Source organism: Trebonia sp. (assembly GCF_030042015.1).
Classification (GTDB): domain Bacteria; phylum Actinomycetota; class Actinomycetes; order Streptosporangiales; family Streptosporangiaceae; genus Trebonia.
This window is the reverse complement of sequence record NZ_JASIAL010000102.1, coordinates 1-6,951: the sequence shown is the minus strand read 5'-3', so window position 1 is coordinate 6,951 and position 6,951 is coordinate 1. Positions and strand designations below refer to the sequence as shown.

Sequence of the window (6,951 nt, the reverse complement as noted above, 5' to 3'; positions counted from 1 at the left end):
CGCGGACGGACACGCGGCGCAGCCTCCTGGCGCGGCCGGCCGCGCAGCTCAGGCCCGGCGTCCCGCGCCGCGGCCAGGCGGGTGATCGTGCCGACACCGCCGGCGACCGCGCCGTCCCGCGGCCACTGCTCGCTTGTCTCCATGGATCGGCTCCTGTCGCTCATCCCTATCTCGCTCATGCCGGGCGAATCCGTTCTGCCGCCCGCAGCCGGGCCGATGCCGAGCGCGGATTGGCGGCCACTTCCTCGTCGTCCGGGCGCTCCGCGCCCCTGGTCAGCAGGCGGAACAGCGGTCCGGCCTGGGCGGTCCCTGACGGGCGGGTCCCCGCCAGCATGTCGCCCGCCCGCACCGGCAGGCCGGGCGGAGCCGGGTCGGCGGTCCGCGCGGTGAGTTCCCGTTTGACCAGCCGATCCTCGAGCGAGTGGTAGGCGAGCGCGACGAACCGCCCGCCGGGTGAGAGGAGGTCGAGAGCGGCGGGCAGCGCACGCCGCAGCGCACCGAGTTCGTCGTTCACCTCGATGCGCAGCGCCTGGAATGTTCGCTTGGCCGGGTTGCCGCCTGTGCGCCGCGCCGCGGCGGGGATGGCGTCCTTGACGATCGCGCTGAGCCGCAGCGTCGTGGTGACCGGTTCCCTGGCACGTTCCCTGGCGACGGCTTCGGCGATCCGCCGGGCGAACCGCTCCTCACCGTACTCAGCCAGCACCCGCGCCAGCTCGCTGACCGGGTAGCCGTTGACGACATCCGCGGCGGTCCTGGCGCGGGACTGGTCCATCCGCATGTCGAGCGGAGCGTCCTGCGCGTAGGAGAACCCGCGGCTTGCGTCGTCCAGCTGCGGTGACGACACCCCGAGATCGAACAGGACCCCCTGGACGCGGCGGTACCCGGCGTCGGCGGCGACGGCGGCGATCTGGTCGTAAGACGTGTGTGCGAGCCGCACCTGGCCGGGGTAGTCCGCGGCCAGCTCGCGCCCGGCTTCGATGGCGGTCGCGTCGGCGTCGATCCCGATGAGCACCAGCCCGGGACAGGCCGCGAGCAGGGCGCGCGCGTGACCGGCGCGGCCGAGCGTGGCGTCCACGAGCACGGGCGGACGGCCACCAGGGGCGGAGGCGGTGAGCGCGGGCATGAGCAGGGCGGTCACCCGGCCGGCCAGCACCGGCACGTGCCCATAGGCGCGATCGCCCACCGTGACCCCTCCGCTTCGCAGTGCTGCGTGGAAACTGGGCTCCTAGCCCTTCACCGCAGGGCGCCTAGCCCTGCCTGCCGTCCGGCCGGGTCTCCCCGCGCCCGTTGCCGGCCGCCGCCTGGCATCGGGGAAGTGATGCCAGCCTGAGCAGCCCGGGCGCGGGCGGAGACTCGCCGGACAGCCATGGCCACCGGGCTGACCCGGGGCCGCCACCGGATGGGTCCGCGGTCGATGACCCGGACCTCCGGAGCCGCTTACAAGATCCCTGGCAGCACCTCCTCCGCGGCTTCGGAGAACGAATCCTCCTGTGCGGCCAGGTAGGTCTCCCATGCCTGGGCAGCCCAGATTTCAAGCCTGGTGTTGGCCCCGATAACGACGCAGTCCCGCTGCAGGCCGGCGTAGCCGCGCAGCGCGGGCGGGACGGTGATCCTGCCCTGCCTGTCGGGCACCTCGTCGGAGGCGCTCGCGAACAGGACCCGGCTGTAGTCACGGACCGACTTGGCGGTCACCGGCGCCTCGCTCAGTGCCCCGGTGATCCTGTCCCACTCGTCGTGCGGGAAGACGTACAGGCAGCGCTCCTGCCCCTTCGTGATCACGACTCCCGCGGCGAGCTCGTCGCGATATTTCGCCGGCAGGAACAGCCGCCCCTTCTCATCCAGTTTGGGCGCGTGAGTACCGAGAAACATCCGGTGCTCACCTCCCCACCCCCCAGCGGGCGCGTGTTTCGACAGATATCTCACTCCACCGCGCTCCACTGTACTCCACATTCCTCCACCGTCAACAGTGAAAAGCGCCGTCAGCGCGCTCGGTCCCCGCTAAAGCAGCAGGTCAATTAGGGTGGAGCAAAGTGGGGGAAATAAAGGCGCCGCACGGCTCCTTTCTGCGATCCCCCACTTCGCCCCACCGGCGCGCCATGCCCCCCTGCTCAGACGCCACGCCGCTGGCGGCAGCTCGATTGGGCCAGTGGCGCAGCTAGCCCGATAGAGCCGGGCCGTTGGCGCGACTGGCCCAATACGCGGCACCAGCTGCCGGTGACGGCTGGGGCGGGCAAGGCGCGCGCGACGATAGTGACAGGGCAGTAGCTACGAGGCACGCGTCGGTGGCGGGGGCGGCGCAGGGCGCGGCCGCGGGGTGGCCGCGGCCGGGGCGGCGGCATTGCGCGCGGCCGGGAAGCGGGGCCACGGGACGGATACGGATGGGGCGGCCGGAGGGCGGCGGCCGCCTATCGGAAACACGGGAGGCTGGAGAGACGCAACGGTACGTTAGGGATAAAAAATAAGGCGCAGCTGCGTGTCAGGCAGCCGACTGGCATGAGCGGCCCGCGAGGCGGCGATATAGAGGAATAGAGAATCTGTCCCGCACCGCGGCCAAGTCCGGGCAATACCGGCGCGGGCGCGGCGGATGTGCGGCGGACAGGGCGTGGCACGCTGCGTGCGGCACGACATACTGTCATTAGACGACAAGTCAGCGCGCCGGAGGCGCCGGGTCGGCCGAGGAGGGCGTTTGGTACTCGATACGGGGCGCGGTCGCGAGCGGGCGCTTGATGATCTCGTCACGACGGCACAGCGGATTGGGACGGCGATCGAGTCCGTAATCGACGGGAAGGCCGAGGCGATCAGGCTCGCGCTCATCGTCCTGCTCGCGGAGGGACACCTGCTGATCGAAGACGTCCCTGGGGTGGGCAAGACGATGCTGGCCAAGGCGCTGGCCAGATCGATCGACTGCTCGGTGCGGCGAGTCCAGTTCACGCCCGACCTGCTGCCAAGCGACATCACCGGGGTGAGCGCCTACAACCAGGAGCGCCGCGACTTCGAGTTCAAGCCGGGACCGGTCTTCGCGAACATCGTCGTCGGCGACGAGATCAACCGCGCCTCGCCGAAGACGCAGTCCGCGCTGCTCGAGTCCATGGAGGAGCGCCACGTCACCGTGGACGGCACCACGTACCAGCTCGAGCGGCCGTTCATGGTCATCGCCACGCAGAACCCGGTGGAGATGGAGGGGACCTATCCGCTGCCCGAGGCGCAGCGCGACAGGTTCACCGCCCGCATCTCGATCGGGTACCCGACCGCGACCGCGGAGATGGAGATGCTGGACACCCACGGGTCCTCCTCTCCGCTCGACCAGCTGAAGCCCGTCGCGACGGGACCCGACGTGCGCGAGCTCATACTCGCGGTGCGCGGCGTGCTGGTTTCTGCCCAGGTCAAGCAGTACATCATCGCCCTGGCGGCGGCGACGCGGACGGCACCGGAGCTGCGCCTTGGCGCCTCGCCGCGCTCGGCGCTGCACCTGCTGCGCGCCAGCCGGGCGCGGGCGGCGCTGGACGGCAGGGACTACGTGATCCCTGATGACATCCAGGCCCTGGCGGGCCCCGTGCTCGCCCACCGGCTGCTGCCGACCGCCGAGGCGCTGGTCGAGCGCCAGCTCCCCGAGCAGGTGGTGGCGAGGCTCGTCGCGGAGCTCCCGCTGCCCCATCCGTGACCGGGAGGTGTCATGCGCAAGCTGTTCGGCGCGCTGACCACGCGAGGCAGGTGCTTCGTCGCGGCCGGCCTCGCGGCGGCGGCCTGCGGCCTGCTCATCCCCGAGCCTGACCTGCTGCGCGTCGGGCTGCTGCTTGTCGTGCTGCCGCTGCTGTCCGCGTTCGGCGCCGGGCGGGCCCGCTACCGGCTCTCGTGCGTGCGCCGGGTCACCCCCGCCCGGGTGCCCGCGGGCCAGCCGGCCGAGCTGACGATCAGGCTGGCGAACGTCTCCCGGCTGCGCACCGGGCTGCTGCTCGCCGAGGACACGGTGCCGTACGCGCTCGGCAGCAGGCCGCGGTTCGTGCTCTACGGGATCGGCAGCGCCGGCAGCAAGGAGTTCCGCTACCAGGTACGGCCCGACACGCGCGGCAGGTACACGATCGGGCCGCTCCAGGTGCGGGTCGCCGATTCGTTCGGCTTGGTATCCATCACCCGCTCCTTCACGAGCACGAGCACGCTGATCGTCACCCCGCGGATCATCCCGCTGAGCCGCCCGCCGATCGCGGGCAACTGGCTCGGCGACAGCGAGCACGGCAGGCGCAGCATCGCCGCAAGCGGCGAGGACGACGTGGCCCCCCGCGCCTACCAGACCGGGGACAGCCTGCACCGGGTGCACTGGCGGTCCACCGCGCGGTACGGGGAGCTGATGGTCCGCCGCGAGGAGCAGTACTGGCGCAACACCGCGTCGCTGTTCCTCGACACCAGGCGCTCCGCGCACGGCCTGGCGGTGTCATTCGAGCTCGCGGTCACCGCGGCCGCCTCGATCGGGGTGCACCTGGCCGGCGAGGGGTTCGACGCCCGGCTGATGACCGACCTCGGGGAGGTCCCGCGGCAGGGCACCTTCCGTGACACGCTGCTCGACACGCTCGCCGTCATCCGCCCCTCCCGCGAGAGCGGGCTGACCCTCGGCATCGACGCGCTGGCCACGGCCGGGGGCCAGATCATCGCGATCCTCGGGCTGCTGACCGCCGGGCAGGCCAGGCAGCTCGCGGAGGCCAGGCGCGGGACCGCGCCGGCGATAGCCCTGCTGCTTGTGCCGGGGGACCACGAGTACAGCCAGGCCGCGACCGCGGCGGCCGCCCAGGTCCTGGCCGCCGCCGGCTGGCGGGTCGCGACCGTGACGGACAGCGCCCGGCTCGCCGCGGCGTGGCAGGAGCTGCATCGGGGAAGCGCGGGCGGGCCCGGCGCAGGCGTGCCAGACGGCGCCGCGCTCGCCGGCCGGGCGGCGGAGGGCTGAGCGATGGGCAGTCACCGCAGGACGGCCGCCGCCGCCGCCGCGACGATCCTGGCCTCCTTGTCGCTGTACCCGATCTTCCTCGGCACGGCCTGGTTCTTCGCCGGCGCCGGGGCGGTGTGCGCGGTCGCGGTGGCGGGCACGCTCACCCGCCTGCGGCGGCTGCCTGTCGCCGTCTGCGTGGCCGGCGTACTCGCGGGCCTCCTGCTCTACCTGAACGTGACGTTCGAGGCTGCCCGGTCGTGGGGCGACGTGGTGCCGACGCCGACCTCGCTGCGCCTGCTGTGGGACCTCGCAGGCGCCGGCTTCACCGAGTCGGCCAAGTACGCTCCCGCGGTGCCCGAGCTGCCCGGCATGATGCTGCTCGCCGCCGGCGGCATCGGCCTGACCGCGCTGCTCACCGACCTGATCGCGGTACGGCTCGAGAGCGCGGCCCTCGGGGGGCTGCCGCTGCTGCTGCTGTACACGGAGCCGTTCACGCTCAGCGTCTCGCGCAGCGCCCTGGGGACGACGATCACCTTCTGCCTCGGCACCGCCGGCTACCTCGGCTTGCTGAGCAGCGAAGGCCGGGACCGGATCAGGGAGTGGGAGCGGCCGAACCCCGGACCTGACCTGATTCCCGATACCCGCGCGCTGGCCGCCGCAGGGCGGCGCGTGGGCATCGCCTCGGTGGCGCTTGCGCTGTGCCTGCCGCTGTTCGTGCCGGGGCTGCACGTGACCCGGCTGTTCGGCGGGCAGCCGGGGATCGGCGGAACGGCCGGAGCCGGCGGCGGCGCCGGCGTGGGGTTCCCCAACCCGAACACGCAGCTCAGCCAGGAACTGCACGAAACACAGGCCCAGCAGGTCTTCGAGTACACCACCTCTGACTCCGCGGCTGAGTACTTCCAGATCTACGTGCTCGACCACCTGACCAGCTCGGGGTGGCAGCTCACGTCCCCCTCGACGCTGGCTCCGGCCGGCCAGCGGCTGCCCGCCCCGCCGGGCCTGGCGGAGCAGGCGGACAAGGCGTGGGCGACCACGGTGCGCACCAACGTGACGCTGAGCCCGGCGGTCGGCCAGGACGCGCTGTCCGCGCTGCCCGTCCCCTACCCGGCCACGGCGATAACCGCGCCCGGTGACCTGAAGGCCGACCCGAACACCCTGATGGTCTTCGACTACGGAGTACAGCTGGCCGATCTCACCTACGCGGTGACCAGCCTCAGCGAGTCGCCGACGCCGCAGGCCCTCAACGCCGCCGCGGCGCCGCCGCCGGACATCGCCGGCCCCTACCTGCAGGTGCCTTCGTCCTACGACTCGCTGCGCCGGCTCGCCAAGTCGATAGTGAAGGCGGCCGGGGCGAAGACCCCGTTCGAGGAGGCGCTGGCCCTGCAGGACTATTTCACCGGCGGTGCCTTCACCTACACCCTTGACGCGCCGACGGTCACCGACGCCCAGCAGCTGACCGCGTTCCTGACCCGCACCTACAAGGGCTACTGCCAGCAGTTCGCGTTCGCCATGGCCGTGCTGGCCCGGCTGCTCGGCATCCCGTCCCGTGTCGCCTACGGGTTCACCGGCGGGACGTCGGTGAACGGCGTCTACGTGGTCACAACGCACGACGCGCACGCCTGGCCTGAGCTTTACTTCCAGGGGTTCGGCTGGCTGCGGTTCGAGCCGACCCCGCAGGGCGCGGGCGGGCAGGGCACGGCGACCTCGCCGTCGTACACGCTGCAGCCGAGCAGCGCCTTCCCGACGGGCGCGGGGCAGACATCGCCTGGCTCGGGGAAGACCCCGTCCAGCCTTCCTGGCAGCGGGAGCTCGCTGCAGCAGCGGCTGGGCCTCCAGCTCGGCAATGACAACGGCGGCGGGCCCGCCCCGGTCACGCCGGCCACGCTGAGCCCGTGGCAGGTGCTCGGGCTCGCCTTGCTCGCCCTGCTCGGATTGCTCGTGCTCGCGTCCGCCGCGCCCGCCTGCGCGCGGCTGGTGACCAGGCGCAGGCGCTGGCGGTCAGGCGCGCGCGGCGGCGACGCCGGGCTGGCGCA

At 72.5% G+C, this 6,951-nt stretch carries 5 protein-coding genes; 3 read left to right on the top strand and 2 right to left on the bottom strand.

The window, feature by feature from the left end; translation table 11 throughout:
- Positions 1-175 precede the first annotated feature (175 nt).
- Both rsmH and mraZ read right to left on the bottom strand, forming a co-directional pair.
- Positions 176-1,183 (bottom strand): 16S rRNA (cytosine(1402)-N(4))-methyltransferase RsmH, encoded by a 1,008-nt coding sequence (rsmH, locus tag Q1N79_RS05180; protein ID WP_300605116.1) that lies wholly within the window; start codon positions 1,181-1,183, stop codon positions 176-178.
- Positions 1,184-1,437: 254 nt separating this feature from the next.
- Complete coding sequence (gene mraZ, locus Q1N79_RS05175) at positions 1,438-1,869, bottom strand: division/cell wall cluster transcriptional repressor MraZ (RefSeq protein WP_300605114.1); 432 nt, start codon at positions 1,867-1,869, stop codon at positions 1,438-1,440.
- A gap of 883 nt (positions 1,870-2,752) precedes the next feature.
- On the opposite strand from mraZ, the gene Q1N79_RS05170 reads away from it, so the two are divergent.
- The 3 genes from Q1N79_RS05170 to Q1N79_RS05160 all read left to right on the top strand — a co-directional run.
- Positions 2,753-3,661, top strand: coding sequence for a MoxR family ATPase (locus Q1N79_RS05170; protein WP_300605118.1), 909 nt, complete (start codon positions 2,753-2,755; stop codon positions 3,659-3,661).
- Between the two features lie 12 nt (positions 3,662-3,673).
- On the top strand, positions 3,674-4,936 hold the full coding sequence (locus Q1N79_RS05165; RefSeq protein WP_300605112.1) for a DUF58 domain-containing protein: 1,263 nt from the start codon (positions 3,674-3,676) through the stop codon (positions 4,934-4,936).
- A gap of 3 nt (positions 4,937-4,939) precedes the next feature.
- Positions 4,940-6,951: DUF3488 and transglutaminase-like domain-containing protein (locus Q1N79_RS05160; RefSeq protein ID WP_300605110.1), on the top strand; the 2,012-nt coding region annotated here is incomplete at its 3' end.